Genomic DNA, 26,203 nt, shown 5'->3' on the forward strand with positions numbered 1-26,203 from the left:
TGCAGCGCACCTGGGCGCCACTAGAGTCTGCGTCGTGACTGATGAGACCGCACGGGCGGTAGGACGTCAGCAGATCGCGGAGCGGATGATCGAGCGTGAGCTCGAGGCTGCCGTCGACGAGGCCGTGCGAAGCGCCTCGATCGCGCAGGACCTTCGTGCCTGGATCATCGACAGGATGAACGATGACGCGGCGCGGATGATCACCGCGACGGCCCCGGAGATCGACGCCTACGTCCCCGTTCACTTCGATTTCGTGACGACGTATGGAGAGGATCCGCTGGCAGGGAAGCGTGAGCCTGGGCTGGATCTGCCCGTGGACCTCAGAATCGAAGCAGCGGCCGATATCAGGAAGCTCAACCAGCGATACTCGGCCTGGGTGCGCCGACTTCTCCTGCGGGTCGAGGACGAGATCTACGAGCTGATCGGTGAGTGGTACGACGATGACGGCGACAGGCTGGAGCTCTCGTCGGCCTCCGCTCACGACGTGATCTCGATGACGGAACCCGAGGGCGTCGCCCGGTTGGGCTCCGTCCGTGCATTCCGTGAGTTCTGCGATGACCACCCGTACGCCACGATCGGCCTGGCCGGACCGCGAGGATGCGGGAAGTCCACGATCCTTGAGAACCGTCCGGACCCGTCGCTCCCGCCGAGGTCCGATCGGGTCCGGGTGAACGTCAGCGCGCCCGTCAAGTACGAGACCCAGGCGTTCCTCCTCCACCTGTTCGCGGAGGTCTGCCGGGCGGTGGTCGGCTACAGGTACCCAGCGTTCAGTAACGACTTCCCCCGGATCCGGATCGCGTTCCCGTTCGGACGTGTCGTGCCGTACGCCGTCCTGGGAGTCTTCGCGTACGCCGTCGCGTACGCGCTCGCCCGGGGGTGGAAAACCGGACCCGGTGCACCGATCCGGGAGATGTCCGGTGACCTCGCGGCATGGTGGCACTGGATGTGGCAGCCCAAGGGCGACCCTCTGCTCGAGGCACCGGGTCTGGACCCGGTGTCGTTGCTGGTCGTCGTGGCGGCGTTCTGTCTTGCCGTCGCCGTGAGGCGGTCGCTGCGCTGGGTTCTGGTCACGCGTCGGGATGTGCCCGTGCTGGTCAAGACCGCCCGTCGGCACATTGAGACGATTCGTACGATCCAGACGGCAACAGCCGGGATGAACGGCGAGGTCGGCGTCGCCGGCGTCAAGCTCGTCGCCAACCGGTCGGTCGAACGGGCGACCAGGGAATGGACGCCGCCTGAGCTGGTGGGTGAGCTGAGGAGATTCCTCTGGGAAGTCCACGAGGAAGATCTACGCATGAGCGGGAGCGTCGTCCACTCCGAACCGAGCCTGAGGATGATCGCATCGGGTGTGTTGTGGAGACTCGCCGACCTGATCGGCGGGATCGAGGACGAGCCCTCGACAGCCGGCCAGACCTACCGGGTCCCGCCACTCGATCCGGGTGTGGTGATCACGATCGACGAGCTCGACAAGATCGAGACGGTCGTGGATGCGCAGCAGTTCGTCAACGAGATCAAGAGCATCTTCGGCGCCCCGGGCACGCAGGTGATCGTGTCGGTGTCCGAGGACGCCCTGAACAGCTTCGAGCTGCGAGGGTTGCCGATGCGCGATGCCTTCGACAGTGCGTTCAAGCATGTCTTCCGGATCGACTACCTCTCGATCTCCGACACCCGCAGGATCCTCGAACGCATGGACATGGTGTGGCTCAGCAAGCCGTTCGTGTGGCTCGTCTATCTGCTGTCCGGAGGCCTGCCGCGCGACGTCGCCAGGGTCGGCGCCCACCTCAACGCCGTGGCACGGGAGAACCCCGGGGCGCGTCTCCACACCGTTGCTCAGCGGCTGGTAGCCCAAGACCTGGCACAGCGCCTCACCGCCTTCGAGCGCACCTGCGGCGGAAAGCTGCAAGCGTACGACGCCACCGCCGCACCCGCCGAGGCCATGCCCGAGCCGGCGATCCTGCACGTCATCCGAGAGATCCGGCGAGTGGCACGAGACGGGAGGCTCCTGTCGGCGACGGAGCTGGTCGACCGTGCGGCGGCGATACGCGGGATCGAGGGTGGCGGCACCTTCGCGAGCCAGGTCGCGAGCTACCTGTGCTACTGCGAGAGCGTTCTGGAGATCCTCGATGTCGAGGCGCTGGAGAAGGAGACGGAGGAGTACGAGAAGCTGTTGCCCACCCTTGCGCGGGCCCGGCAGTCGATGGCGGTTCATCCCGATCTGGCGATGGAGCTGATCGACGAGTTCCGTGCGGCGTGGGGGCTCGAGGCCCTGGACACCCGGTGAGTGTCGTATCGCGATCGCGATAACCCCGGACGGCCGACCGCCACGGCGCTATCGTCAGATGCGTGGCAGAGGACATGGGGCGCAAGGACATCGAGGCGGGGTTGGAGACCCGTCATGAGCTGGGGGACGCGTTCGACGCCGAGCTCGTGGCCGGCTTCGCCGACCGCATCGAGAAGACCGTCCAGGACCGGGTCGGCGCCACCGCCGCGGCCCGTACGCTCGCCGAGCGCAACGAGTCACGCACCTCGGTCTTCCAGTTCGTCCTCGGCGCCGGATCGGCCGTCGCCGGGATCCCGATCAGCATCACGCTGGGGGTCACCGACAACCTCGGTGCGCTGGTGGTCTCCTGGGTGGGGCTCGTCGGCGTCAACGTCGCCCACGCGCTGCGTACACGCAAGCGCTGAGGCGAGGGTCTGTTCGTCGAGGTATGCAGGAAACATGGCACTTCCCGTGCGGAACTCCGCTAGGGAAGTGCCAGTCCGTCTGCATACCTTGACGAACAGACAGCCCGACCGAGCGGCCCTCAGGGCGCCGTGGTGGGAGCCGGGGCGCGCTGAGGTCGCTGCTGCTGCCACTCACGTGCGCTGGTCACGTAGATGGCGGAGTTGAGGACCACGCCGAGCAGGAAGCCGAACTGCCCTGTGACGAGGGCGAAGGCGGTCCAGGGGATCTGGGTGATGAGCAGGAAGTGCTGCGCCCACCAGACCTTCCTGCCGACGAGCGCCGTTCCGGCGACTCCGAGAAGGGTCAAGGCATAGGACCAGAGATCGGTCACGAGGGTGCGAAGGCTTTCTCAAACGTGCATGCGGTGGCCCGGGTTCGCTGGTCCCGAGTTGCGGCGAAGATTCGCTTGGTAGAAATCTTGACGGCTGCGGCTGGGTATCGTCAAAGTGACGCGAATGTGCGCCGTGTCACGCCGAAGCGCGCCCCGCGGACACGTATCCCCACGGCTTGGAGGGGGCCGGGCCGGGAAGGTAGCCCTGCTGGAGGAGCTCGACCTGAAATCCCTGTTCGGCCAGGAGTTCCGGGATGTCGCGGGTGAGGTGGCAGCCGCCGAAGAGGCGCTGCTGGAGGCCGTCGAGGCGGTGCTGCCAGCGGGCGACGGAGGGGTCGGGGGAGAGGCCGTGCTCGGCGAACCCGACCGCACCGCCTGGGCGCAGGACGCGGCGCAGCTCGGCCAACGCGCCGGTGACGTCGGGGATCGTGCACAGCGAGAAGGTGACCAGGGCGCTGTCGACCGAGGCGTCGGCGAGGGGGAGCCGGGCGCCGTCGAGGCCGACGCGGCTCACCGGGACCGAGGAGCGCGACCGGCGCGAGGCGGAGAGCTCCCAGGCGACGTCGGAGGGTTCGACGGCGACGATCTCGGTGACGTCGGCCGGGTACAGGCCGATGTTGCTCCCGCTGCCGAAGCCGATCTCGACGACCCGGCCGCGTAGGCCGTCACAGGCATTCGCGCGGAGCGGCTCGAGCTCAGCGATCCCGCAGGTGCGGTCCACGATGCGAGGCACCACGCGTGCTTCCCACCAGCCCATGGCGGATCAGTCCTCCATCTCGCCGGTCCACTGGACCCCGAGGAGCAGCGTGTCCTCGGTCTCGGTGATCGTCTGGAACCCCAGGCGCCGGTAGAACCCGATCGCGCGGGTGTTGGCCGTGCTCACGCCGAGGTGGGCGCCGCGTACGCCCGCGACGTGGAACGCCCCGAGCATCATGCCGATCAGCTCCTTGCCGACGCCTTGACCCTGCGCGCGGGGGAGGAGGTTGATGTGCAGGTGGGCGGGGAAGTCGCTCAACAGCTCGCCCGGCGTGCGCACCGGCCGATGGATCAAGGAACGCAGGCGTGCGTTCCAGTCGTTGCGGTCGTGGTCGGGACCCGGGTCGGGGTTGACCACGCGCAACGCCGGCCACCAGTCCTCCTCACACTCCTTCTCGAAGGAGCGGGTGAACGGGGTGCCGACGACGTAGCCGATCACACCCTCGTCGTCGACCGCGACGAAACCGAGGCCGAGCCGCAGCACGACGTAGGGAGCGGCGTAGACGTCGCCGGGCAGCCGGGGGTCGTCGTAGAACTCGGTGGCGTCCTCGCCCGATGCCCCGGTCAGCAGGCAGATCGAGTAGATGTCGTCGAGGTCGTCGGCGGTGGCCCGCCGGATCTCAGGAGTGCCCATGACCCAACCTCACCATGACCCGCCTCCGCCGTCTCCTCCGCCTCCACCGCCACCGAAGTCGCCGCCGCCTCCGCCACCTCCGCCGGAGGACGAGAACCCGCCCCCGGAGGACGTACCGCCGCTGGTCGAGACCGAGTAGGAGCGGATCGCGGAGTCGACCGACCGCTCGAAGTCGCCGGTGATCTCGGCGACGAGGCCGGCGGTGCCGGTCGCCGTCACGGCGCGGTAGCGGGAGTGCTGGTCGTGAGGCAGATAGCTGGGGGCAGCAGGTGGCGAGCCGGCGACCCGGAGGCGGCGCGCCCACTCGTCCGCACAGCCGAGCGCCACCGCCCAGGGCAGGTAGGAGTCGTACGTCGCTTGATCGCCGGCGAAGTCGCCCTTGCGCGAGCTGAGCGTCGATCGGAACCCGGCGGCCTCGGTCGCCAGGTCACGCCCGGCGGGGGTGCGCACCAGGTCGGACCCGGCCGCCAGGAGCGGACCGACGAGCACCGCGAACACCCCGGGGACGAGCGCCCACAGGGTGGTGCCGCCGGGACGTACGATCGCGAGGACCACGGCGGCGAGTGCGCAGAGGCCGAAGGCGACGATCCACCCGACCCGGTTCGTACGCTGCTCCAGGAGTCCCTCGTCGATGGCCCATGCCCGGACCTTCTTCGCATAGGTCACCCGGGTGCGGTGGAGCCGCCGCGCGGACCTCTTGGCCGCGGAAGAGCTCTTCTTCGCCCCGATCGCGACGCCACCGAGATCGCGGGCGATCGCGCTCACGTCGTCGAGCTCGTCCCAGGGAGTCCTGGGGCCGTCGAGCGAGACCCGCCAGCCGTTCTGCGTCGACCGGATGCCGAGGGCGCCACGAGAGGCCGCATAGAGGATCGTCGCCGCGAGCTGCCTCGACCGGACCGCCTTCGAGACGACGTACGCCGCCTGCGCCGGCCCGACCCCGGCCGGCGGTGTCGCCCGGGGCTCGGCGCGTGGCAGCGGGTCCCAGGTCCGCGCCAGGGCGTACCCGGCCGGGATCATGCCGGCGATCACCAGTCCGATGAGCACGCCCAGGTGTCCGGTGTCGGTGCCCATGACCGGGTCCCACGACTGGGACCACGGCAGCTCGGCCCACTCGGACGAGGGCGCGGCGACGTCCATCGCGGTGTGGAGGGTCACCGGCGTGCCCGGAGCCAGGTCGCGGGCGGTGACGCGGACGGTGGTGGTGCCCTCGCCCTCGGCGCTCGCGCATCCGGAGGAGGCTCCGCGGCCGACGGCGCAGCGTACGTCCTCGGCCGCCGCCGGCAGGGTGACCGTCAGATCGGCCCGCTCGATGGGCTGGCGCCAGCCGGAGGGGACCAGGTTCCAGTAGAACCGCGAACCGTCGCCGTCGGGCAGGAGCACCGAGCTCATCGTGTAGGTGATCACGTAGACGTGCTCACCGACGGGGACCTCCTTCGACTCGCTGCCGATCCGGACGTTGGTGAACCGGTCTGCCCATCCCTCCTTCGTGGTCGTGGTGTCGCCGTAGGGGTCGCCGTAGTAGTCCAACGCCCGGCGCCGGCCCTCGGCCTCGCCGTGCTCCTCGACGAGGCGGGGGAGGATCTCCTCGTCGAAGTAGCCCTCGGAGAAGGAGCTCCGGGCCAGCTCGAACCGCTCCGCGTCGGTGAGGTCCGGGTCGACGGTGACGTCCTCGAGGATCGGCACCCGACGCAGCTTCGGCGCGTTGGGGTCGGCGGAGTCGAAGAATCGGAAGATCCCGTGGCTACCCTCGGCCGGGAAGTCGACGGTGATCGTCTCGGTGACCTCCATCGAGCCGTCCTCACCGACATCGAACTCCGCGCGGTAGTCGGTGATCGTGGTCGGCTCGGCGACGGTCTCCTCGGTGCGGGCCCAGATCTGGGCCGCCGCGAGCGGCCACAGCACCAGCAATGCGAGCACGAGCGTTCCGGCGCCGTACCACCAGGCATAGCGTCTCACCTGCGAGGATCCTCCTGGTTCCGTCCAGTCGAACAGATTCGCCGACCTCAGCGTGGCGAATGGATGCTCACGTGCCTTCGTGCACGTGGCCGGTAGCCTTGCAGACATGAGCGAGCGTCAGCGAGCGACAATCAACCTCATGCCGCCGCTTCCGTACAATTTGCGGGTTCAGACGGAGGCGGCGGTATGAGCGTACGACGGGTGATGGGGACCGAGGTCGAATACGGAATCTCCGTGGCCGGACAGCCTCAGGCCAACCCGATGGTGGCCTCGAGCCAGGTCGTCAATGCGTACGCATCCTCGACCCTGAAGGCGAGAAGGGCGCGCTGGGACTTCGAGGAGGAGTCGCCGCTGCGCGACGCGCGCGGCTTCGACATGTCGCGCCAGGTGGCCGACCCGAGCCAGCTGACCGACGAGGACCTGGGCCTGGCCAACGTCATCCTCACCAACGGCGCCAGGCTCTACGTCGACCACGCTCACCCGGAGTTCTCCTGCCCGGAGGTCACCAACCCGCTCGACGCGGTGCGCTGGGACAAGGCCGGTGAGCAGGTGATGCTCGATGCCTCCCGGGCGGCCGCGCGGCTGCCGGGCAACCCGCAGATCCACCTCTACAAGAACAACACCGACAACAAGGGCGTCTCCTACGGCGCGCACGAGAACTACCTCATGCGCCGGAGCACCGCCTTCGCCGACATCGTCAAGCACCTGACCCCGTTCTTCGTCTCCCGGCAGGTCTTCGCCGGCGCCGGGCGCGTCGGGATCGGCCAGGAGCGCCCCAAGCACGGCTTCCAGATCTCCCAGCGCGCCGACTTCTTCGAGGTCGAGGTCGGTCTGGAGACCACGCTCAAGCGGCCGATCATCAACACCCGTGACGAGCCGCACGCGGACCCGGAGAAATACCGCCGTCTCCACGTGATCCTCGGTGACGCCAACCTTGCCGAGGTCTCGACCTACCTCAAGGTCGGGAGTACGTCGCTGGTGCTCGCCATGATCGAGGACGGCTACATCACCCGCGACCTCAGCGTCGACGGCCCGGTCTCGGCCCTGCGGGCGGTCTCCCACGACCCGACCCTGAAGACCCTGATCACGCTCAAGGACGGTCGCAAGCTGACCGGCGTCCAACTGCAGATGGAATACCTGGACCTGGCCAAGAAGTTCGTCGAGGAGCGCTACGGATCCGACGCGGACTACCAGACCAAGGACGTGCTGGAGCGCTGGGAGTCGGTGCTCGACCGCCTCGAGCGCGACCCGATGGAGTGCGCGTCCGAGCTCGACTGGGTGGCGAAATACAAGCTCCTGCTCGGCTACCGCGACCGCGACGGCCTGGAGTGGGACGACCCCAAGCTCCACCTGATCGACCTGCAGTACGCCGACATCCGCCCGGAGAAGGGCCTCTACCAGCGCCTGGTCCGTTCCGGCCGGATCGAGCGCCTGCTCACCGACGACCTGGTGGAGAAGGCGATGCACGAGCCGCCGACCGACACCCGGGCCTACTTCCGCGGCCGCTGCCTGGAGAAATACTCCGAGAGCGTCGCCGCGGCCAGCTGGGACTCGGTCATCTTCGACCTGCCCGGTCGCGAGTCGCTGCAGCGGGTGCCGACCATCGACCCGTTGCGCGGCACCAAGAAGCACGTCGGTGGCCTGCTCGACTCCTCCGAGACCGCCGTCGATCTGTTCAACCGGCTGACCGGCTCCTGAACCATCGGACGCGACTCGTGCCACATCGCGGCCCAACGTACGACTTCTGCTTCCTCCCGTAGCGAAATCGGGCATTGTTTCCTCAGGTTTGTCGGTGCGAGTGGATAGGTTGATGACATGGCACAGGAGCAGAAGCAGCCGAAGAAGTCCTCCGAGACGGAGGAGTCCGTCGAGACCGCGCCCGAGACCGATGTGAACGAGCGCAAGGAAGCGCTTGACTCCGACGTCGACGACATCCTGGACGAGATCGACGACGTCCTGGAGACCAACGCCGAGGACTTCGTGAAGTCCTTCATCCAGAAGGGCGGGCAGTAGTAGATGTCGGAGTCCCGTATCCCGGCCGCCTACATGACGCCGGGCACCTCGTCCTTTGCCGATTTCCTGACGGCCCAGTCCCCGGAGCTGCTCCCGCGACGCGACGCCGTCGCGGGCAATCTGAGCGACATCGCCCCGCACGGCACCACGATCGTCGCGGCCACCTTCCCCGGTGGCGTGATCATCGCCGGTGACCGGCGGGCGACCCAGGGCAACCTGATCGCCGAGCGTGACATGCGCAAGGTCTTCCCCTCCGACGAATACTCCGCGGTCGGCATCGCCGGCTCCGCGGGGCTCGCGGTCGAGCTGGTCAAGCTCTTCCAGACCGAGCTCGAGCACTACGAGAAGATCGAGGGCACCACGCTCTCGATCGAGGGCAAGGCCAGCCGGCTCTCCGCGCTCGTCCGGGGCAACCTGCCGATGGCCATGCAGGGCCTGGTGGTCGTGCCCCTCTTCGTCGGCTTCGACCCAGAGGCCGGGGAAGGGAAGATCTATGGCTACGACCCGACCGGCGGCCGCTACGAGCAGACCGGATACACCGGGGTCGGCTCCGGGTCGCTGTTCGCCAAGGGCTCGCTGAAGAAGCTCTACCGACCCGACCTCGACGAGGCCAGCCTGGTCGCGGTCCTGATCCAGGCCCTCTACGACGCGGCCGACGACGACTCGGCCACCGGCGGCCCGGATCTGTCCCGCAGGCTGTTCCCGCTGGTCCACGTGATCACCGCCGACGGCGGCCGCACGCTGCCCGACGCCGAGGTCGCGACGGTGGCCGAGAACGTCATCGCCGGGAGGCTCCAGCGGCCCGACGGCCCCATCGCCGAGCTGGAGGCCTGAGCATGAGCACTCCCTTCTATGTGAGCCCTGAGCAGCTGATGCGTGACCGCGCGGACTTCGCGCGCAAGGGCATCTCCCGGGGTCGCGCCCTGGTCTCGCTGCAATACGCGGACGGCATCGTGTTCGCCTCCGAGAACCCTTCGGCGGCGCTGCACAAGGTCAGCGAGATCTACGACCGGATCGCCTTCGCGGCGGTCGGTCGCTACAACGAGTTCGAGAACCTCCGCATCGCCGGGGTGCGGCTGGCCGACATGCGCGGCTATGCCTACGACCGGCGCGACGTCACCGGGCGCGGACTCGCCAACGCCTACGCCCAGACCCTCGGCACGATCTTCTCCTCCGGGGGCGAGAAGCCCTACGAGGTCGAGCTGTTCGTCGGCGAGATCGGTGACTCCGCCGAGGACGACCAGCTCTACCGGCTGACCTACGACGGGCAGGTCGTCGACGAGCACGGTTTCGCGGCCATCGGCGGCGCGGCCGAGTCGGTCGGGGGCTACCTCAAGGAGCGTTACACGAAGGGTGCCTCGCTCGAGGACGCCATCCGGCTAGCTGTCGCGGCGCTGGGACACACCGACACCGATGACCGCGAGATCGCCGCGAAGGACCTCGAGGTCGCGGTCCTCGACCGCAACCGCACCCAGCCGCGCAAGTTCCGCAGGATCCGGCCGGCGACGCTCGTGGAGATCCTCGGATCGGCCACGGCAGCCGCGCCGGCCTCGATCGAGGCGCCTGCTGAGACGCCCGCTGAGAAGCCTGCCGACAAGCCCGCCGACAAGCCCGCCGACGAGGCCCCTCTGGCCCCGCCTGCGGACGACGACGGTGAGCCGCCGATCGCCCCGCCGCTCGACTGAGCCCAGAAACCGGGGAGTCTCGGGCGCACGTGGTGCGCCCGAGACTCCCCGGTTTCGCGCACTGCGCGATCTAGGTGAGACCGGCGATGGCGACCAGGATCAGCACCACCCCGGCGACCGCGGGCCCGGCGAGGCGCTCACCGAGGATCGCCGCGGCGGCGATCGCGGCGGCGACCGGCTCCATCAGGCTGGCCACCGTGGCCGCGCTGCTGCGCGTCGTGCGTAGCCCGGCATAGAGCAATCCGTAGGCCAGCGCCATCGTCGCCACGCCCAGATAGACCAGCAACGCCCACACCGCCGGCGAGGACGAGACGAACGGCCCACCGCCGAGCAGCGCCAACGGACTGAGGACGAAGGCACCGACGCCGGTGGCCCCGGCGGTCACCAGCAGCGGGCTGCGCCGCTGAGCGAGCGGGCGCCCGACCGCGGTGGTGAGTGCGTACGCGGATCCGGACGCGATCGCGAGCAGCACACCGGCCACCGGGCGGTCGCCGCCGGCCCCGCTGCCGGCGTACACGGAGGCGAGGACCAGCCCGGTCAGCGCCGTCGCGAGCACGATGAGCTGCCGGCGGGTCGGCCGCTGTCGTGCCGCGACGGCCTCGCCCGCCAGCAGGATCGCCGGCGCGATCCCGAGGCTGACGACAGTGGACACGGTCACGCCGACGGCGACCACCGAGGCGAAGTAGAGCGCCTGGTAGAGGCCGGTCGCGACACCGACGACCACCGTGCGCAGGTCCAGGTGCAGGTCGCGCAGGCGACCGATGGCGGCGAGGACGGCGAGCAGCACGACCGCAGCGATCAGCATGCGGTAGGCGCTCACCGTCAGCACCGACATCGGCGTGATCGCACGGACGATCTGGAGGACGAGGCCGCCGGTGCCCCACAGGACCCCGGCGAGGCAGATCTGAACGAGCCCGAGACGGGCGGAGAACGAGGACATCGAAGAGTGCTCCAGGTTGGACAAGACGGAAGGTGGCAGCGTCTGGAGCACGCCAAGGAGTGCCGATCCGCGCTGTCAGCGTCAGATCGGCGAGGCCGCTCCGGTCAGGCGACCGGCGGCGGAAGCAGGCCGAGGTGCTTCGAGGTCATGACCCGAAGTGTGCCACGGCTCCGAAGCCGTGACAGCCCGATTTCAGGGGAGCGCCGTCCGGCTCAGCCGATCCGGTCCGTGAGTGAGACGACGATGCCCTCGGGCCCGCGGACGTACGCCATCCGCACGACGTTCTCGTACACCCCGACACCACCGACGAGCCCGTAGCCGTCGGCCGCCAGCCGCTCCAGCTCCGCGTCGAGGTCGTCGACCTCGAAGCACACGTTGCGCAGACCCAGGACGTTGGCCATCGCCTCGGGGGAGCCGGGCACATGGTCGGGGCGGACGAACCGGGCGAGCTCGAGGGCGGTGCCGCCGCCGGGCGGGCGCAGCATCACGACCTCACAGCGGGCTCCGGGAAGGCCGCAGACGGTGTCGAGGAACTCGCCCTCGACGAACGTACGTCCCTCGATCTCCAGGCCCAGGCCGACGAAGAACTCCGTGGCCCTCTCGATGTCGGCGACGGTGACGCCGATGTGGTCGAACCTCAGCTGCTGTGTCATGACTGCCATCCTCGTACGCTGCTCGTCGGGTGGTGGGTGTCTTCGACGAGGGAACGAGGCCGGCGAGCCGTTCTCTACATGCCTGGGCGACTGGAGCTCGCCGGTCAGTGGCCGGTGAGCTGACCGCTCAGCCGCTCGTGCCGGTCGGCGCTCGCCTGGTTCAGGCCGACGATGCGTACGGACTTGTTCTTGGTTGCGTACTTGTGGGTGATCGCATCGAGTGCCGCCACCGTCGAGGCGTCCCAGATGTGGGAGTCGGAGAGATCGATGACGATCTCGTCGGGGTCCTCGGCGTACTCGAACTGCGTGTAGAGGTCGTTGCTGGAGGCGAAGAAGAGCTCGCCGGTGACCCGGTAGACCGCGGTCACCCGACCGGAGGCGTCTTCGACGAGCTCACGGTGGGTGTCGGTGAGGTGAGCGACCCGCCGTGCGAACAGCGTCATCGCGACGAGGACTCCGACGATGACGCCGATCGCGAGGTTGTGGGTCGCGACGGTGACCGCGACGGTCGTGAGCATGACCGTCGTCTCCGAGAGAGGCATCCGCCGCAGCGTGGCGGGCCGGACCGAATGCCAGTCGAACGCACTCACCGAGACCATGATCATCACCGCGACCAGGGCCGCCATCGGGATCAGCCCCACGACATCGCCGAAACCGACGACCAGGACGAGCAGGAAGACGCCGGCGAGAAAGGTGGACAGCCGGGTGCGGGCGCCGGAGACCTTCACGTTGATCATCGTCTGACCGACCACTGCGCATCCACCCATACCGCCGAAGAAGCCGGTGATCAGGTTCGCCAGACCCTGGGCGCGGGCCTCGCGCGTCTTGTCGGAGTGGGTGTCGGTGATGTCGTCGACGAGCTTTGCCGTCAGGAGCGACTCCAGCAGGCCGACCAGCGCCATGCCCAGGGCGTAGGGGCCGATGACCCGCAGCGTGTCGAGGCTGAGCGGTACGTCGGGGACGAACCAGCTCGGCAGGCTGTCGGGCAGCTTGCCCTGGTCGGCGACGTTCGGTACGTCGATCGCACCGATGACGGTGAAGGCGGTGAGCGCGACGACCGCCACGAGCGGGGCCGGGACGACCTTGCTGAGACGCGGGAAGCCGACGATGACGGCGATGCCGACCGCGATCATCGGGTAGACCGCCCAGGGCACGTCGACCATGTGGACGAACTGTGCCTCGAGGACCAGGATCGCGAGCGCGTTGACGAAGCCGACCATCACCGAGCGGGGGAGGAAGCGCATCAACCGGGCCACCCCGGCTGCCGCCAGCACGATCTGGATCAGCCCACCGAGGAGCACGGTCGCGATCAGGTAGTCGTAGCCGTGGTCCCGCATCACCGGGGCGATCACCAGCGCCACGGCGCCGGTGGCGGCCGAGATCATCGCCGGCCGTCCGCCCAGGAACGAGATCGAGACGGCCATCGTGAACGACGCGAACAGCCCGACCCGCGGGTCGACCCCGGCGATGATCGAGAACGAGATCGCCTCCGGGATCAGCGCGAGGGCGACGACGAGACCGGCCAGCACCTCCGTACGCAGCAGCCGGGGCGATCGCAGCGCGGCGAGGACGCCCAGCTGGTTGCTGGTGGAGGGCGAAGGCAGCGGTGAGGGCACGACCCGCAATTCTAGGACTGGCCGGTCTCATCACCGGCTTCGCGAGCGATGTGAGGTTCGACCCTTCCTGCGTCGCCTCGCGGTCGGCGTGCCGGTGGACGGCGCGCCTCGCCGTGTCGTAGCTCTGAACGCCTCCGGAGTGACCGCCGACGGTCTAGGGTTTCAGGTATGGACAGGCGCATCTTCGGCATCGAGAACGAGTACGGCGTGACCTGCACGTTCCGCGGCCAGCGGCGGCTGAGCCCGGACGAGGTGGCCCGCTACCTCTTCCGCAAGGTGGTGAGCTGGGGGCGCAGCTCGAACGTGTTCCTCCGCAACGGCGCGAGGCTCTACCTCGACGTCGGCTCCCACCCCGAGTACGCCACGCCCGAGTGTGACGACGTCATCTCGACCGTCACGCACGACAAGGCGGGGGAGCGGATCCTGGAGGGGCTGCTGCTCGACGCCGAGCAGCGGCTCCACGACGAGGGCATCGCGGGCGACATCTACCTGTTCAAGAACAACACCGACTCGGCCGGCAACTCCTACGGCTGCCACGAGAACTACATGGTCAGCCGCGCGGGGGAGTTCAGCAAGCTCGCCGACGTGCTCATCCCGTTCCTGGTGACCCGTCAGCTGATCGTCGGGGCGGGGAAGGTCACCCACACGCCACGAGGCGCCGGGTTCGCGGTGAGCCAGCGCGCCGAGCACATCTGGGAGGGCGTCTCGTCCGCGACGACGAGGTCCCGGCCGATCATCAACACCCGCGACGAGCCGCACGCGGACGCCGAGAAATACCGGCGCCTCCACGTCATCGTCGGTGACTCGAACATGTCCGAGACCACCACCATGCTCAAGATCGCGAGCTGCCACCTGGTGCTGCGGATGATCGAGGAGGGCGTCGTCATGCGCGACATGACGATGGAGAACCCGATCCGCGCCATCCGCGAGATCGCCCACGACCTCACCGGCCGGCGCAAGGTCCGGCTGGCCAACGGCCGCGAGGCGAGCGCTCTCGACATCCAGAACGAATACCTGACCAAGGCACGCGAGTTCGTCGACCGCCGCGAGATCACCGACCCGACCATGCTCGCCGCGCTCGATCTGTGGGAGCGCGGGCTGAAGGCGATCGAGTCCGACGACCTCTCCCTGGTCGACCGCGAGATCGACTGGGTGATCAAGTGGAAGCTGATCGAGCGCTACCGCGCCAAGCACGGCCTCCCGCTGGGTCACGCCAGGGTCGCGCAGCTCGATCTCGCCTACCACGACATCCACCGCAACCGGGGCCTCTACTACCTGCTGGAGAAGAAGGGCGCGGTCAAGCGGGCCACCACCGACCTGAAGATCTTCGAGGCCAAGTCGGTGCCGCCGCAGACCACCCGTGCCCGGCTCCGGGGCGAGTTCATCAAGAAGGCCCAGGAGCGCCGCCGTGACTTCACCGTCGACTGGGTCCACCTCAAGCTCAACGACCAGGCTCAGCGCACCGTGCTCTGCAAGGACCCGTTGAAGGCCTACGACGAGCGCGTCCAGCGGCTGATCGACGGCATGTGACGGCCGTCCACGGGGTGGCTTGCCCACGCGGCAACCACCAGCCGGATATGGTGTGCTCCGCTGTCGTCTCACTCTTTACGTCACGAAGGTTTGCACTGTGCCCACTCCTCCTCGGCCTCGTCTGCGCCACGCGCTGAGCGCGCTGGCCGTCACCCTGCTCATCCCGGCTCTGGTCGCCTGCGGCGGAGAGGAGAAGACGGGGTACGGCGAAGAGACCGTCTCCGGCTTCGACGGTGTCACGGTCTCGGCCGCGGTCGACAAGGAACCCACCCTGAAGTGGGAGTCCGCGATCGCCTACCCCAAGAAGCCCAAGGTCAAGACGCTGACCGAGGGCAAGGGTGAGGAGATCCCCGAGGACCGTGGCGTCTTCGCCAAGATCTACATCGGCAACGCGACCACCCTGGACAAGGAGTGGGCCTACAAGAGCCCGGCCCCGGAGGGCGAGGAGCTCCCGGCGGAGAAGCCGTGGAGCACGATCCTCGAGGGCGCCAAGGTCGGCGACCGGATCGAGGCGATCGTGGGCTCGGCCGACCTGCTCGGCGAGGGCGGCAACCCGCAGATGGGCATCGGCAACCACGACACGCTGCTCGTCGTCCTCGACGTGGTCAAGCCGGCCGCCGACAAGACCCCGCACGACGTCGACGCCACCGAGCTCCCCAAGGTCGTCGAGAAGGGCGGCAAGCCGACCGGGTTCGACTTCACCGGGATCGCCAAGCCGAAGGCCGACGGTGAGCTCAAGCGGGTCGTCGTCACCGAGGGTGACGGCGAGGAGATCACCACCGACCAGACGGTCACGGCCAACTACCTCGGGATGACCTACGGCGCCAAGAAGCCGTTCGACGAGAGCTTCAGCAAGGAGCCTGTGCCGTTCGCTCTCAACCAGGTGGTCGCGGGCTGGACCAACGGGCTCGAGGGCGTCAAGGTCGGCAGTCGTGTTCTCCTGCAGATCCCGCCGGAGCTGGGCTACGGTGCTGAGGAGAAGCCGGGCCAGGGCGGCACGCCGGGGATCCCGGCCAACAGCACGCTCTACTTCGTCATCGACGTCGTCAAGGCCGAAGACACCCCGGCGCAGCAGTAGTTGAGTCTCTAGGGGGAGAACCACACCGTGGCGGCGGGTAAGACCGAGCGGTTGATGAACCTGCTCATCATGCTGCTGGTGCAGCGTGACAACGTGTCGAAGGAGCGGATCCGCGAGGTCCTCTACCCGTCGTCGCACGGTGAGGCGTTCGAGAAGATGTTCGAGCGCGACAAGGAGGAGCTGCGCAGCCTCGGTGTGCCGATCGAGACCGGGGTGATCGACTCCTTCTTCGAGGACGAGATCGGCTACCGGGTGAGCCCGGAGCAGTTCGCGCTGCCGCCGATCACCCTCGAGGCCGACGAGCTCGCCGTGGTCGCGCTCGCCACCAAGGTCTGGGAGAACGCCTCGATGGCGGAGGCGACCACGGAGGCCGTACGCAAGCTCAACGCTGCCGGGCTCGAGACCGACGTGTCGGCGCTGGAGATCGTGCAGCCGCGGCTGGCCGCGGAGGAGGGCTCCTTCGACGTCTTCGTGGCCGCGACCCAGGACCGACAGGTCGTCGAGTTCGACTACCGCGGCTCACGCGCGGCCGAGCCGTCCCACCGGCGGCTCCAGCCGTGGGGCGTGGTGCGCTACTCCGGCCGTTGGTACGCAGTCGGTCATGACGTCGACCGCGACGACACCCGCATCTTCCGGCTCTCCCGCGTCGTGGGCGAGGCCCGCGCGGTCGGCGAGTTCGATGCCTTCGAGGTGCCGGCCGAGGTGGACGTACGCGATATCGCACGGACCCTGGCGCCCGCCCCGCCCACGGGGAAGGCTGTCCTGCTGCTGCGCCAGGGCAGCGGCTACACGCTGCGCCGCGCGGCTGACTCCACCGAGCCCGGGGTGACCGGTCCCGACGGCAGCGACGACTGGGACCGGGTGGTGCTGACCCGGGTGCCGGCCGACCTGGTCGGCGCGGTCCTGGGGCACGGCCCCGACGCCTACGTCGAGGAGCCCGAAGAACTGCGCCGCGAGGTCGCGGCCCGGCTGGAGCGGTTGGTCGCGCGCCTGGACGGAGTCGTGCGATGAGCCAGCGTCAGCGAGCGACAACCGGCAGCGCGAGCACGGGGGCCAAGGGGCAGGTCGGGCGCCTGCTGACGCTGGTGCCCTACCTCTACTCCCAGGACGACGACGTACGCCTCGACAAGGCTGCCGCCGATCTCGGTGTGGAGGAGAAGCAGCTGGTCAAGGACCTCCAGGTGCTGTTCATGTGCGGCCTGCCGGGTGGTTATCCCGACGACCTGATCGATGTGGACATCGATGCGCTGACCGAGCCCGACGGCGACCGGGTCATCAGGATCTCCAACGCCGACTACCTCGACCGTCAGCTGCGGCTCACCCCGATCGAGGCCACCGCCGTGATCGTCGCGCTGCGCGCGCTCCGCGGCGGCGCGGTGAGTGCGGAGACCAAGGAGGTCGTCGACCGCACCCTGGCCAAGCTCGAGCAGGCTGCTGCCGAAGGCGCCGCGGGGAGCGTTGACCCAGGCAGGGTCGACCCCGGCGAGGAGCCGGTCGACACCTCGCTCGTCCAGATCCATGCCGCGATCGCGACCGCGATCGACCAGGGCCGCCAGATCCGCATCGACTACTGGGTGCCGGCGCGCGACGAGGAGTCGTCGCGCGTCGTCGATCCGAGAGCGCTCGTCTCGATCCGTGAGATCGAGTATCTCGACGCCTGGTGTCACCGGGCCGACGCGCCGCGCAGCTTCCGTCTCGACCGGATCCGGGCTGCCGAGGTGCTGGACACGCCCGTCGTGGTGGCACCCGAGTCGGGAGAGGGCGCAGACCCTTCGACAGGCTCAGGACAGCGCCTCGACGGCGAGGGCGAGACGTTGCTGCGTACAGATGCCGGGATCGTCGTCCGGGTGCGGCTCGCGCCCGAAGCCCGCTGGGTCGCGGAATACTACTCGGTGATCGACCCGGAGGAGCTGCCGGGCGGCGGGCTCGTCGTGGGGTTGCGGGTCTACGACCAGCGCTGGCTGACCCGGCTGCTGCTGCGGCTGGCTCCGTATGCTGAGATCCTCGACGAGGCTGAGTTCGTCGATAGCGAAAGGTTCACCGAATCGTTTGCTGCGACTGCGCGGCAGGCCCTCGGCCTGTACCGTTCCGACGCGTAGACTTCTGACGTTCCCCCCTAGACGTAGATGAGGTAGTTCATGTTCACTCCATTGATCGGTATGCCACAGGGAGCCGAGTGGCTCATCATCCTGGCGATCGTGATCCTCGTCTTCGGTGCCGCCAAGCTGCCCGAGCTCGCCCGCGGCACCGGCCAGGCGCTGCGGATCTTCAAGACCGAGACCAAGGGTCTTCGCGACGAGGACGAGAAGAAGGGCGAGAAGGTCGAGAAGCCCGCGGAGCTGACCGCCTCCGAGCAGGAGCGCATCGCCGAGCTCGAGCGTCGTGAGGCCGAGATCAAGGCCGAGCGCGAGCGCCTCTCCGGCAACTGAGGCCGACATTGTCCATCGCCGGTGTTGTCGCGGTCATCCGCGGCACCCCCAAGCATGCCATCGGCGACGACGGCCGGATGGCGCTCTCCGACCACCTGCGTGAGCTCCGCGCGCGGGTGATCAAGGCCGCCCTGGCTCTGGTCGTCGGTTTCGTCGTCTCGCTGTTCTTCTTCGAGCAGCTCTTCGCTCTCGTCATGGACCCCTATCTCAAGGCGGTCGAGATGATGGACACGGAGAGCGGCGCCGAGTCGCTGAGCTCCGTGAACGGAGCGGCGGGCGGCTTCATGCTCTACTTGAAGCTGTGCGGGTTGGCCGCCTTCATCGGCACCAGCCCGATCTGGCTCTACCAGATCTGGGCGTTCCTGATGCCGGGTCTGCACGCGCATGAGAAGAAGATGTCGCGGATCTTCGTGGCGGTTGCCAGTCCGCTCTTCCTGGCCGGCGTCGTGCTCGGCTACGTCACCTTGCCCAAGGGCCTGGAGATCCTGTTCGGGTTCATCCCCGACGGCCTGACGAACATCGTCGAGTTCAGCGACTATCTGAGCTTCCTGAGCCGTACGCTGCTGGTCTTCGGCATCGCCTTCGAGATCCCGGTCTTCGTGATCATGCTCAACCGCATCGGGGTGCTGCCAGGTGCGGCCCTGGCGAAGTATCGGGCGTGGATCATCGTCGGCTCCTTCGTCTTCGCCGCCATCGCGACCCCGTCCGGCGACCCGTTCACGATGACGATCATGGCCGGTCCGATGGTCGTCCTCTTCGGCATCTCCGAGGTCATCGCCCGGGCTCACGACAGACGGAAGGCCAGCAAGCGCAAGGACATCATCGGGGATCCTGACGTACCGTCGGTGATCTGAGCACTAGTGTTCACCCGGTGACGCGCCAGATCGCCCTGCTCGCCAACCCCACCGCCGGCCGTGGCCATGCCGACCAGACCCTCGAGGCAGTCACCGAACGACTCTCGGCCTCGGGGGCACGGGTCGAGCACCTGATCGGTGACGACGCCGAGCACGCTCTCGAGCTGGCCCGGAAGGCAGTTGCCGAGGGTGTCGACACCGTCGTGACCCTCGGGGGTGACGGCATGGTCCATGTCGCCGTCCAGGCTCTGGCCCAGACCGAGGTCAGCCTCGGGGTCATCCCGCTCGGCACCGGCAACGACTTCGCACGGGCGCTCGGGATTCCCACCAGCGACCCGCTGGCCGCCGTCGACGTCATCGTCGGCAACCAGCCCCGCCGCATCGACCTGGGCCGCAGCGGCGACACCTGGTTCGCCACGGTCCTGGCTGCCGGGTTCGACGCGGCGGTCAACGAGCGGGCCAACGCGATGAGGTGGCCGCACGGCGACCTCCGCTACACGCTCGCCGCGCTGTCGGTGATCCGCAGCTGGACGCCGGTGCCCTACCGGCTCGAGATCGATGGTGTGGTGCGGGAGCAGCAGGCGATGCTGCTGGCTGTCGCCAACACCGAGTCCTACGGCGGTGGCCTGCGGATCGCGGCCGACTGCGACCCGTCCGACGGGCTGCTGGACGCGATCCTCATCAAGCCGGTCTCCCGGCTGGAGTTCCTGCGTGTCTTCCCGGGCGTACGCCGGGCCAAGCACCTCACCCACCCGGCCTTCGAACGCATCCGCGCCCGCCGGATCACGGTCTCCGCGCCCGGCGTGGTCGCCTACAGCGACGGCGAGCGCCTCGGATCGCTGCCGCTCGAGGTCGAGTGCGTGCCGTCGGCCATCAGCGTCCTGGTGCCGCCGACGGTCTGAGTGTCGGCACCGCTCGATAGGCTCGGGACCATGGACGCCTCGCCAGCGGAGAAGTACGCCGCTTTCCAGCGTGACAAGGGCTACCCCGTCTTCCGGGACTTTGCCGCGCTCTACGACTTCGGGCTCGACGACTTCCAGGTCGAGGCGTGCAGGGAGATCGAGGACGGTAAGGGCGTCCTGGTCGCCGCTCCGACCGGTTCGGGCAAGACGATCGTCGGCGAGTTCGCCATCCACCTGGCGCTCGCCACGGGACGCAAGGCGTTCTACACCACGCCGATCAAGGCCCTCTCCAACCAGAAGTACAACGACCTGGTCAAGCGCTACGGCTCGGACAAGGTCGGCCTGCTGACCGGCGACAACGTCGTCAACGGCGAGGCGCCGGTCGTGGTGATGACCACCGAGGTGCTGCGCAACATGCTCTACGCGGGCTCACAGACCCTGATGGGGCTGGGGTTCGTGGTCATGGACGAGGTCCACTACCTCGCTGACCGTTCCCGCGGCGCGGTCTGGGAGGAGGTCATCATCCACCTGCCCGAGTCGGTCTCTGTGGTGTCGCTGTCGGCGACCGTGTCCAACGCCGAGGAGTTCGGCGAGTGGCTCACCACCGTGCGCGGCGAGACCACCACGATCATCGAGGAGAAGCGGCCGGTGCCGCTCTACCAGCACGTGATGGCCGGGCGCCGGATCATGGACCTGTTCGCCTCCTCCGACGTCGACGCCGCGGCCGGGTTCGTCAAGGAAGGCGCCCCGGTCAACGGTGAGCTGATGAAGCTGGCGCGCGACGACTGGGCTGCCGGACGGATGACGGACCGGCGTACGCCCAAGGACAGGCGCAAGGGGAACGGCAACCGGCGCGTGGGCAACGGCCGACGCGTCTGGATCCCGTCGCGCGTGGAGGTCATCACCGCCCTGCAGCGCGACAACCTGCTCCCCGCGATCAACTTCGTCTTCTCCCGGGTCGGCTGCGACGCCGCCGTGCAGCAGTGCATCCAGGCCAACCTGCGGCTGACCACCCCCGACGAGCGCGACGAGATCTTCGCCTATGTCGAGGAGGCCTGCGCCGACCTGCCCGATGAGGACCGGCACGTGCTCGGTTACCACGACTGGGTCGACGGGCTCACCCGTGGCGTCGCGGCCCACCACGCCGGCCTGCTGCCGGCGTTCAAGCAGGTCGTCGAGGAGCTGTTCCTCCGCGGCTTGGTCAAGGCCGTCTTCGCCACCGAGACGCTGGCGCTGGGCATCAACATGCCCGCCCGCACGGTGGTCATCGAGAAGCTCTCGAAGTGGAACGGTGAAGCCCACGTCAACCTCTCGCCGGGCGAATACACCCAGCTCGTCGGCCGCGCCGGCCGGCGTGGCCTCGACGTCGAGGGCCATGGCGTCGTGCTGTGGCAGCAGGGCCTCAACCCGCGCGAGCTCGCCGGCCTCGCCTCGACGCGTACGTATCCGCTGAGGTCGAGCTTCAAGCCGTCCTACAACATGGCGGTCAACCTGGTGCACCAGTTCGGCCGGGCGCGCTCGCGCGAGCTGCTGGAGCAGTCGTTCGCGCAGTTCCAGGCCGACAAGGCGGTCGTCGGGCTGGCCCGCCAGGTGCGCAAGGCGGAGGACGCCCTCGACGGCTATCGCGAGGCCGCGACCTGCGACCGCGGCGACTTCATGGAGTACGCCGCGATCCGCCGCAAGATCTCCGACATCGAGAAGTCCTCGTCCCGTGAGCGGCGCGCCGACCGCCGCGAGGAGATCATCGAGTCGCTCTCGAAGCTGAAGGTCGGCGATGTCATCGACGTGCCGACCGGCAAGTTCGCCGGCTACGCCGTGATCGTCGACCCGGGCTTCGACCCCGACGGCCCGCGCCCCTACGTCGTCACCCAGGACCGGCAGGCCCGGCGGCTGGCGATGATGGACTTCAACGTGCCGATCGCCGCCCAGACCCGGCTGCGGGTGCCGAAGTCGTTCAACGGCCGCAACCCGCAGATGCGCCGCGACATGGCCTCCCGGCTGCGGGAGAAGACCCGCGACCTGCGTCCGGTGCCCTACGAGGGCACGCCGACGGCTCGCAAGGAGCGCAAGAGCTCGGCGGAGACCCAGATCTCCGAGCTGCGCCGCGAGCTGAAGATGCATCCCTGCCACGACTGCCCCGACCGCGAGGACCACGCCCGCTGGGCCGAGCGCTGGTTCAAGCTGTCGCGCGACACCGACACGCTGCGGCGCCGGGTGGAGGCGCGGACGAACACCGTCGCGCGCACCTTCGACCGGGTCTGCGACGTCCTGGTCGCGCTCGACTACCTCGAGGGCGAGACGGTCACCGAGCGCGGCACCCACCTGATGCGGCTCTACTCCGAGATGGACCTGGTCGCCGCCGAGGCGCTCCGCGAGGGCCTGTGGGACGACCTGACCCCCTCCGAGCTCGCCGCCGCGCTCTCGGTGCTCGTCTACGAGGCTCGCCGCGCCGACGATGCCAGCCCGCCCCGCCTTCCCGGCGGCCGGGTCAAGGACGTCATCGCCGAGACCGTGCGCCTGTGGGGCCAGCTCGATGCCCTCGAGCGCGACCACAAGCTCGACTTCCTCCGCCAGCCCGACCTCGGGTTCGCCTGGGCCGCCTATCGCTGGGCCGAGGGCGACGAGCTCGACGACGTCCTCAGCGAGGTCGAGCTCGCCGCCGGTGACTTCGTCCGCTGGGTCAAGCAGCTCATCGACCTCTGCGGCCAGGTCGCCGACGCCGCCGGCGACATCCCCCTGCGCCGTACGGCAAGGCAGACGATGGACCTCCTCAAGCGAGGCGTAGTGGCCTACTCCTCCGTCGTCGAATAACCCCGAGAGGTCGATTCTCGGCGCCGAGGAGTCAGTTCTTGACGCCGAGGAGTCGATTCTCTGGACCGAGAATCGACTCCTCGCGCCCGATTTCTGACCTCTCGACGGGGTCTTGCGTTCTGAGGACACCGATCAGGGGGATCGCTAGGGTCGGCTGGTGCTGAAGCAGGAGAAGGTGGTCGCGTTCGTCGGTCGGTCGTGGGCGGTCTATCTCGGCGCCGGGCTCGGGTGGGGAGTTGCGACCTGGATCGTGATGTTCCTCGCCCCCCGCGGCGCCGTCGCATTCCCAGTGGGCCCTGTGATGGGGATCCTCATCGTCCTCGGTCCTGTCATCTTCACGCTGTGGTACCTGGCCTCACGGTCCCGGTTGGAGATCGACGACGAGGGGCTGCGGCTGTCGGGTCCGTTGGGTTCGCGGCTGGTTCCGTGGTCGGATCTCACCGTCGTCGAGCCGTCCTGGGCCTGGCAGTGGGTGCGCTGTCGCGACGCCGCTGGTCGGGCCACGCTCCGGCTGACGTCCTCGAGGCTCTACCCTCGCCTGCAGCACCACGTCCGGCGAGACAACCAAGAGCTGGCGACACGGCTCTGGTACGCCGGCCCGGCGAGCAAGGTCGGATGACCCACGACCGGGCGTTCGCCCCGGGGCCGGGTCGGTCGTGGCCGTTTCGCCCGTGACGTACCTGGTGAATACGATGGCGGGGTGGATGTCTCTCCCTACGATGCTCTGCTGTTCGTCTCTTTCGGGGGGCCGGAGAAGACCGAGGACGTGGTGCCGTTCCTGGAGAACGTGACCCGGGGGCGCGGGATCCCGCGGGAGCGGCTGGTCGAGGTCGGGCAGCACTACTTCGACCGCGGCGGGAAGTCGCCGATCAACGACCAGAACCGGGCCTTCCTGGCGGCGCTGCGCAGTGACCTGGCCGAGCACGGCATCGACCTGCCGGTCTACTGGGGCAACCGCAACTGGGACCCCTACCTGAGCGACACGGTCGCGCAGATGCGGGCCGACGGGATCAAGCGGGCGGCGGTCTTCGCGACCAGCGCCTACTCGTCCTACTCCTCGTGCCGGCAATACCGCGAGAACCTCTTCGCCGCGTGTGACGCCACCGGAGGTGTCGAGGGCGCGCCGGTGCTGGACAAGCTGCGGCACTACTACAACCACCCGGGCTTCGTGGCACCGGTCGTCGACGGCGTGCTGGCCTCGATCGACGACCTTCCCGAGGACGTACGCGACAGCGCGCGGATCCTGTTCGTGACCCACTCGATCCCGACCGCGATGAACGACAGCTCCGGCCCCGAGGGCAACGCGTACGTCGCCCAGCACCTCGACGTCGCCGCGGTGGTCGCCGAGCAGGTCGCGCAGCGTCGCGGCGTCACCCACGAGTGGGACCTCGTCTACTGCAGCCGCTCCGGGGCTCCGCACATCCCCTGGCTCGAGCCGGACGTGAACGACCGCCTCGAGGAGCTGGCCGACAAGGACGTGAGCGCCGTGGTGATGTGTCCGGTCGGTTTCGTCTCCGACCACATGGAGGTCGTCTACGACCTCGACACCGAGGCGCTGGCGACCGCCGAGAAGCTCGGCATCCACGCCCGCCGCAGCCCGACGGCGGGGGAGGACCCGCGTTTCGTCGCAGCGGTACGCGAGCTGCTCCTCGAGCGCGCCGCCGCCGAGCGCGGCGAGGCCACCGAGCGTCCCGCCGTCGGCGACCTGGGTCCCGTCCCCGACCGCTGCCCTGCGGGCTGCTGCTTCAACCAGCGCTCCCAGCTGCCGACGCTGACCGGAGAGGACTCGCCCCAGTACTCCGCGTGATCAGGCGCGCGGAATAGGGTCGGCCCCATGACAGAGCAACCGCCGGCCCCGTCCGCACCCAAGCCCGGAGACCTGCTCGCGCTCGCTGTGGCGACCGCCCGCGCAGCGGCCGATCTGGTCCGTGAGCGGGCCGCCGGCGTGGTCGAGGTGGCGGCGACGAAGTCGACCGCGACCGATGTCGTCACCCAGGCCGACCGGGACACCGAGGCGCTGATCCGTCGGCTGATCTCCCAACAGCGTCCAGAGGACGCTTTTTTCGGTGAGGAGGGTGAGGAGACCACCGGCACCAGCGGTGTGCGCTGGATCGTCGACCCGATCGACGGCACGGTGAACTTCCTCTACGGTCTGCCGCGCTACGCCGTCTCGATCGCGGCCGAGTACGCCGGTGAGGTCGTCGCCGGAGCGGTCGTCGACGTGGCTGCGGGGACGCTCTACGCGGCCTTCCGGCAGCCTGACGGGTCGGCGGCCGCGGTGAGGGACGGCGAGCCGGTCACAGTGCGCCCACCGGCCGAGCTCGGGCAGCGACTGATCGCCACCGGCTTCTCCTACGACGCCGGGCTCCGCCGGATCCAGGCCGAGGCGCTGGTGAGGTTCCTCCCGGTCGTACGTGACGTTCGTCGCATCGGCTCGGCCGCGCTGGACATCTGTGGTGTGGCCGAGGGCACCCTCGACGGTTACCTCGAGGAGGGGCTGCATCTGTGGGACCATGCCGCGGCCTGCCTGGTGGCCGAGGCGGCCGGCGCGCGGTGGGAGGCGACAACAGGTGTCGGCGGGCGCCGATTCGTGGTCGTCGCCCCCGCGCACGGCTTCGACGACCTGCGGAAAGCGGCTGTTCAGGCCGGTTTTCTGCCAGTTGAGTCGCTCCCGGGTGTCGTACCCGACTGAATGCGCTCGGTTGATGTAGATCTATGACCGGCTGGCGGCCGGGACGGTCCCGGAGCCCCGTCGGTCACGACCGCGTTCACCTACCCGAAACTCACTGATCATCTGTCCCCGTGATAGGGAATACCGCCAGATGACAGAACGTTCCGGCGACGCGGATCCGGTTGAGTGTGCGAAATGCACGTGAATGGTGCACAATCACGGGCCGTGCCGCTGCCCTCGGGGGCGCGCGGGGGGACTGAAGATGAGTGAGAAGGGGAGTGGCGCAAATGGCGACGGACTACGACGCACCGCGTAAGAATGAAGAGGACCAGTCCGAGGAGAGCATCGAAGAGCTCAAGGCTCGTCGTCATGACAAGAACTCGGGCAAGGTCGATGAGGACGAGGCCGAGGCGGCAGAGTCGTTCGAGCTCCCCGGAGCCGACCTCAGCCACGAGGAGCTCGCGGTCGAGGTCAAGCCGAAGCAGGAGGACGAGTTCACCTGTATGAGCTGCTTCCTGGTTCACCACCGCAGCCAGCTGGCTGACGAGAAGAAGATGATCTGCTTCGACTGCGCGTGAGCGCAGTGGAGAGCCCGGTGTCAGCCGGGCAGAGACACCGA

At 68.8% G+C, this 26,203-nt stretch carries 25 protein-coding genes; 18 read left to right on the forward strand and 7 right to left on the reverse strand.

Annotated elements, in window-relative coordinates:
• Window positions 1–34: 34 nt before the first annotated feature.
• Entirely contained in the window at window positions 35–2,281 is a 2,247-nt protein-coding gene (locus tag WBG06_RS14865) for a hypothetical protein (protein WP_336737613.1), read from the forward strand.
• A gap of 62 nt (window positions 2,282–2,343) precedes the next feature.
• Window positions 2,344–2,685, forward strand: coding sequence for a hypothetical protein (locus WBG06_RS14870; protein ID WP_336737614.1), 342 nt, complete (start codon window positions 2,344–2,346; stop codon window positions 2,683–2,685).
• Window positions 2,686–2,804: 119 nt separating this feature from the next.
• On the opposite strand, the gene WBG06_RS14875 is transcribed toward WBG06_RS14870, so the two are convergent.
• The 4 genes from WBG06_RS14875 to WBG06_RS14890 all read right to left on the reverse strand — a co-directional run bounded on the left by WBG06_RS14875 (window position 2,805) and on the right by WBG06_RS14890 (window position 6,402).
• Entirely contained in the window at window positions 2,805–3,056 is a 252-nt protein-coding gene (locus tag WBG06_RS14875) for a hypothetical protein (RefSeq protein WP_336737615.1), read from the reverse strand.
• Between the two features lie 136 nt (window positions 3,057–3,192).
• Complete coding sequence (locus WBG06_RS14880; RefSeq protein ID WP_336737616.1) at window positions 3,193–3,792, reverse strand: class I SAM-dependent methyltransferase; 600 nt, start codon at window positions 3,790–3,792, stop codon at window positions 3,193–3,195.
• Between the two features lie 27 nt (window positions 3,793–3,819).
• A complete protein-coding gene (locus WBG06_RS14885; RefSeq protein ID WP_336737617.1) occupies window positions 3,820–4,446 on the reverse strand; it encodes a GNAT family N-acetyltransferase in 627 nt (208 codons plus the stop codon).
• A 9-nt stretch (window positions 4,447–4,455) separates the two neighbouring features.
• Window positions 4,456–6,402: a DUF2207 domain-containing protein gene (locus WBG06_RS14890; protein ID WP_336737619.1), complete on the reverse strand. Its 1,947-nt coding sequence runs from the start codon at window positions 6,400–6,402 to the stop codon at window positions 4,456–4,458.
• A 186-nt stretch (window positions 6,403–6,588) separates the two neighbouring features.
• Between WBG06_RS14890 and dop the strand changes: the two genes are divergently transcribed.
• The 4 genes from dop (at window position 6,589) to prcA (ending at window position 10,100) form a co-directional block, all read left to right on the forward strand.
• Complete coding sequence (gene dop, locus WBG06_RS14895) at window positions 6,589–8,100, forward strand: depupylase/deamidase Dop (RefSeq protein ID WP_336737620.1); 1,512 nt, start codon at window positions 6,589–6,591, stop codon at window positions 8,098–8,100.
• Between the two features lie 117 nt (window positions 8,101–8,217).
• The gene (locus tag WBG06_RS14900) at window positions 8,218–8,415 is read left to right on the forward strand and encodes a ubiquitin-like protein Pup (protein WP_008356645.1); all 198 of its coding nucleotides are present in this window, start codon (window positions 8,218–8,220) and stop codon (window positions 8,413–8,415) included.
• Between the two features lie 3 nt (window positions 8,416–8,418).
• Window positions 8,419–9,249 carry a proteasome subunit beta gene (gene prcB, locus WBG06_RS14905; protein WP_336737621.1) on the forward strand — a complete coding sequence of 277 codons (831 nt, stop codon included), beginning with the start codon at window positions 8,419–8,421 and terminating at the stop codon, window positions 9,247–9,249.
• 2 nt (window positions 9,250–9,251) lie between these two features.
• Window positions 9,252–10,100, forward strand: a complete 849-nt coding sequence (gene prcA / locus WBG06_RS14910) for a proteasome subunit alpha (protein WP_336737622.1) — start codon at window positions 9,252–9,254, stop codon at window positions 10,098–10,100.
• Between the two features lie 70 nt (window positions 10,101–10,170).
• On the opposite strand, the gene WBG06_RS14915 is transcribed toward prcA, so the two are convergent.
• From WBG06_RS14915 to WBG06_RS14925, 3 genes are all read right to left on the reverse strand, one after another.
• Entirely contained in the window at window positions 10,171–11,040 is an 870-nt protein-coding gene (locus WBG06_RS14915; RefSeq protein ID WP_336737623.1) for a DMT family transporter, read from the reverse strand.
• Window positions 11,041–11,252: 212 nt separating this feature from the next.
• Entirely contained in the window at window positions 11,253–11,693 is a 441-nt protein-coding gene (locus tag WBG06_RS14920; protein ID WP_336737624.1) for a VOC family protein, read from the reverse strand.
• Window positions 11,694–11,797: 104 nt separating this feature from the next.
• Window positions 11,798–13,309, reverse strand: coding sequence for a SulP family inorganic anion transporter (locus tag WBG06_RS14925; protein WP_336737625.1), 1,512 nt, complete (start codon window positions 13,307–13,309; stop codon window positions 11,798–11,800).
• Window positions 13,310–13,477: 168 nt separating this feature from the next.
• Between WBG06_RS14925 and pafA the strand changes: the two genes are divergently transcribed.
• The 12 genes from pafA to WBG06_RS14985 all read left to right on the forward strand — a co-directional run bounded on the left by pafA (window position 13,478) and on the right by WBG06_RS14985 (window position 26,162).
• Window positions 13,478–14,839 (forward strand): Pup--protein ligase, encoded by a 1,362-nt coding sequence (gene pafA, locus WBG06_RS14930; protein WP_336737626.1) that lies wholly within the window; start codon window positions 13,478–13,480, stop codon window positions 14,837–14,839.
• Window positions 14,840–14,936: 97 nt separating this feature from the next.
• Window positions 14,937–15,917, forward strand: a complete 981-nt coding sequence (locus tag WBG06_RS14935; protein WP_336737627.1) for an FKBP-type peptidyl-prolyl cis-trans isomerase — start codon at window positions 14,937–14,939, stop codon at window positions 15,915–15,917.
• A gap of 27 nt (window positions 15,918–15,944) precedes the next feature.
• Entirely contained in the window at window positions 15,945–16,928 is a 984-nt protein-coding gene (locus WBG06_RS14940; protein WP_336737628.1) for a helix-turn-helix transcriptional regulator, read from the forward strand.
• Entirely contained in the window at window positions 16,925–18,016 is a 1,092-nt protein-coding gene (locus tag WBG06_RS14945; protein WP_336737629.1) for a helix-turn-helix transcriptional regulator, read from the forward strand. Before WBG06_RS14940 ends, WBG06_RS14945 begins: the two co-directional genes overlap by 4 nt.
• Window positions 18,017–18,076: 60 nt before the next feature.
• A complete protein-coding gene (gene tatA, locus WBG06_RS14950) occupies window positions 18,077–18,346 on the forward strand; it encodes a twin-arginine translocase TatA/TatE family subunit (RefSeq protein ID WP_336737630.1) in 270 nt (89 codons plus the stop codon).
• Window positions 18,347–18,354: 8 nt separating this feature from the next.
• Window positions 18,355–19,200, forward strand: coding sequence for a twin-arginine translocase subunit TatC (gene tatC / locus WBG06_RS14955; protein WP_336737631.1), 846 nt, complete (start codon window positions 18,355–18,357; stop codon window positions 19,198–19,200).
• Between the two features lie 17 nt (window positions 19,201–19,217).
• Window positions 19,218–20,102, forward strand: a complete 885-nt coding sequence (locus tag WBG06_RS14960; RefSeq protein WP_336737632.1) for a diacylglycerol/lipid kinase family protein — start codon at window positions 19,218–19,220, stop codon at window positions 20,100–20,102.
• Between the two features lie 30 nt (window positions 20,103–20,132).
• Entirely contained in the window at window positions 20,133–22,913 is a 2,781-nt protein-coding gene (locus tag WBG06_RS14965; protein ID WP_336737633.1) for a DEAD/DEAH box helicase, read from the forward strand.
• Window positions 22,914–23,070: 157 nt separating this feature from the next.
• A complete protein-coding gene (locus WBG06_RS14970) occupies window positions 23,071–23,532 on the forward strand; it encodes a PH domain-containing protein (protein ID WP_336737634.1) in 462 nt (153 codons plus the stop codon).
• Window positions 23,533–23,613: 81 nt separating this feature from the next.
• Window positions 23,614–24,720: a ferrochelatase gene (locus tag WBG06_RS14975; RefSeq protein ID WP_336737635.1), complete on the forward strand. Its 1,107-nt coding sequence runs from the start codon at window positions 23,614–23,616 to the stop codon at window positions 24,718–24,720.
• Window positions 24,721–24,747: 27 nt separating this feature from the next.
• Window positions 24,748–25,605, forward strand: coding sequence for an inositol monophosphatase family protein (locus WBG06_RS14980; protein WP_336737636.1), 858 nt, complete (start codon window positions 24,748–24,750; stop codon window positions 25,603–25,605).
• Window positions 25,606–25,871: 266 nt separating this feature from the next.
• A complete protein-coding gene (locus tag WBG06_RS14985) occupies window positions 25,872–26,162 on the forward strand; it encodes a DUF4193 domain-containing protein (RefSeq protein ID WP_040755057.1) in 291 nt (96 codons plus the stop codon).
• Window positions 26,163–26,203 lie beyond the last annotated feature (41 nt).

This window comes from Nocardioides sp. CCNWLW239, from assembly GCF_037137035.1.
Classification (GTDB): Bacteria; Actinomycetota; Actinomycetes; order Propionibacteriales; family Nocardioidaceae; genus Nocardioides.